The 1,077-nt window shown below is 50.9% G+C and carries 1 protein-coding gene; it reads left to right on the plus strand.

What is annotated here, in order from left to right:
- Window positions 1–187: 187 nt before the first annotated feature.
- A partial coding sequence (locus QVO39_RS01905; RefSeq protein WP_288171525.1) for a DNA translocase FtsK 4TM domain-containing protein occupies window positions 188–1,077 on the plus strand: 890 nt, incomplete at its 3' end.

The following is a 1,077-nucleotide window of genomic DNA, read 5'->3' on the forward strand; positions in this document are numbered from 1 at the left end:
ATTTAAGAGGGACCTCTGCCGAGGTCCTTACTGCATTATCCTCAACAGTTTGTATATGATCATTCGTACAACTGTCTCTTCTAATGCGTAGCGTTGCCTCTTTTTTGCGGAGGTGGTGTGGGTGTGTGGGGTTATTGTGCTAGGATTTGGGTAAGTTTGCAGAGTATAATATTATTGTATTGAGTTGATGAGCAAGAAGAGGATCGTTAGGGAGAAACCGGTGGAGAACCGCCGTAGTCGGTCGGGTGAAGAGATTGAACTAGGGGGTAGTCTGAGGGAGCGAGCAGGTCGTTTCTTCAGGGGCATGATGGGTAAGGAGCGTATGCTCCCCGTCTCCATTGGTTTGCTACTCTTTGGTCTGGGTCTTTTTATGCTCTATGCCTTTGTCACCTATCTCTTTGAGGGGTCTGCGGACCAGAGTGTGTTGCTCGATCCCGACCTTGCCGATGTGGCAGCTCAGGCCGAGGCGATGCAGGGAAGTAGCGGGGTGGTAGGGATGCATCTGATGCATCTTATGGTGAATGAGTGGGTAGGTCTGGGAGTGATTTTTGTGATCATCCTTCTCCTCGCTATGGGTCTTGGCTTGCTAGGGCCTGCCAAGGTCAATTACCCGAAGCTGATTATCTTTTCCACTATTGCTACCTTTTGGACGTCGCTCTTCTCTGCTACTATATTCCGTCCTATCGCAGCTAGTTTTTTCTTTTACCCAGGTGGCATTTTGGGAGAGACGGTACGGGTTTGGCTAGAGATGAGGGTAGGAGGTTTTGGCCTTTGGCTGGTGATTATCCTGACCCTCTTGCTGGTGCAATTTCTATTTTTCCAGGGGATTCGTGCCAAGTACAACCGTTGGGCAGAGGCGAAGCGCACTGGTGTGAAGAGTGACGAGGCGCCTAAGCGAAAGGGGTTGCTATCGTGGTTCCGACGCAATAAGTCGGTGGACGATGGCGATGACGAGGGAGAGCTCCTTGAGGATATCCCTGAGGACCCCTATGTAGCCCCTTCTGAAACGAGTGAATTGGCGGAGGAGGAAGAAGAAGAGACGCCTCAAGCCCCTATCACGATTACCTTGGAGCAAGA

This window comes from Porphyromonas sp. CAG:1061, from assembly GCF_000435035.1.
Classification (GTDB): Bacteria; Bacteroidota; Bacteroidia; order Bacteroidales; family Porphyromonadaceae; genus Porphyromonas_A; species Porphyromonas_A somerae.